This window comes from Microbacterium sp. Bi128, from assembly GCF_918698205.1.
In genome coordinates this window covers 1-1,534 of the sequence record NZ_CAKKMM010001229.1, presented here as the reverse complement: position 1 = coordinate 1,534, position 1,534 = coordinate 1, and the positions used below count along the sequence as shown (strand labels likewise).

General features: G+C 67.7%; 3 protein-coding genes. All 3 read right to left on the bottom strand.

The features are described from left to right. Window positions 1–410 (bottom strand): hypothetical protein (locus tag LQV45_RS31540; RefSeq protein WP_230011338.1); only part of this gene is annotated, 410 nt, incomplete at its 3' end. A gap of 17 nt (window positions 411–427) precedes the next feature. Next, window positions 428–823, bottom strand: coding sequence for a PEP-utilizing enzyme (locus LQV45_RS31535; protein WP_230011336.1), 396 nt, complete (start codon window positions 821–823; stop codon window positions 428–430). A 1-nt stretch (window position 824) separates the two neighbouring features. Continuing rightward, on the bottom strand, window positions 825–1,238 hold the full coding sequence (locus tag LQV45_RS31530) for a hypothetical protein (RefSeq protein ID WP_230011334.1): 414 nt from the start codon (window positions 1,236–1,238) through the stop codon (window positions 825–827). Between the last annotated feature and the right edge of the window lie 296 nt (window positions 1,239–1,534).

Below are 1,534 nucleotides of genomic sequence, written 5' to 3'. Positions count from 1 at the left end.
ACTTCCAGATCGCTCAAGGACACCAACGCCTGGTTGAAGGTTTGCTGTGTCGGCTCGTCGATCCCATCGTTGGGCTGACTTCCCTCGGCGAGCCAGCGGAGTTGGAGTTTGCTGCAGGCGGCCACGACTCCTGCGTTCAGCGGTGCAAACTTCGCGTGCACGGCGGTGACTGCTGCCTGGCCGCCCACGCTGTCCAGCTCCTCGGCCAGGAGCCGTTCGTTTTCAGTCCTGCCGGCCACGGTCAGGGACCAGCCCCGGTTTCCGCCGAATGAGGAGCGCGACGCCCACCCTGTCGCGCCGGCGTCAATGAGGAGCCGTTCGACGTCGTGCGGATCCTGGCCAAACCGGGCGGCAACTGACTCAGTGTCAGCGAAGCCGAGCAGCCTCAGGGCGTGGAGGGTGAACAGCATGGATGGCTGCTGCGGGCTCATGGACCTGCCACGCGACCTGCTGGTTTCGCGTGGACGGTTCCGTGGGTTCCGTCGACCACGAGCGTCGTTCCGTCCGTGATGCGGGTCAGCGCGCCGGTTACCCCCAGAACGGCGGGGATGCCCTGTTCGCGGGCCACGATGGCGGCGTGCGAGAGCATCCCGCCCGTTTCTGTGATGACGGCGGCGGCGATCCCGAACAGTGGCGTCCAGGCGGGGTCAGTGGGGCGGCAGACCAAAACGTCGCCGGGGGCCACCGCGGAGAATTCGTCGACGCTGTGAACGGTCCGGGCCGTCCCGCAGGCGGTGCCAGGGCTGGCGCCGATGCCGGTGAGAACCGCCCCGGCGGGATCGCGGCCTTCCCTTCCGGCACTGGCCTGAGGAGTGAACTCCACGTCAGCCCACCACGCCCGTCTCGGGCCTGCCGGACAGTCGATCCTGTCGCTGCTGCGCGGCCTGCGCCGAGCGGAGGCCCAGGCTCTGGGCAATCTGGGGCCAGGTCAGCCCCTCGGCCCGCGCCAGGAACAGGAGTGCCGTTTCCAGGCCATCCATCTCTGCCCGCGCGGCTGACACAAGGGTGAGGGCGGCCCGCACGTCCAGACCATCCACGGCCTCTCCGCGGCCGGTCCCGTTGGCCCGCCACAAAACGTGCTGGATCAGGTCACTCGCCGAAGGGGGCTGCCGCTCACCGAGCCAGGGCCGGGGCGGCAGTTCGGAAGCGCCCCGGTCCAGCAACATCCGTGTGGCCTGGCTTTGGCGCTGAGCCTCCGCAGCGTCGCCGCCTTGACGGGTCCCGTCGGTCTCGTTCATTCCAGACTCCATTTTCCCGTCGGCTCGGCACCCCTCGACACCACCAGCTTCAGGCATCAACATCCTGTTGTCAACAAACTGTTGATGCTTCGGGGGGAGGACGAGTCGTTGAGGCGGCGCGGACAGGAACGCCACCCGGCTGTTGGCCGGGTGGCGTTCCAAGGGGGTGTTTTGCCGGCGGTCCATGACCGGGCTGTTGCAGGTGTTTACTTTCCGGAGTTGTTGTGGGAGTTGTTGTTGCCGTGTTCGGTGGAGGCGACGGCGCCGGTCTGTTCGTTGAGCAGGACCTGGTCGTT

Excerpts from the sequence above, each read along its gene's own strand:
- LQV45_RS31530 (WP_230011334.1), bottom strand. The coding sequence starts at position 1,238 with ATGAACGAGACCGACGGGACCCGTCAAGGCGGCGACGCTGCGGAGGCT.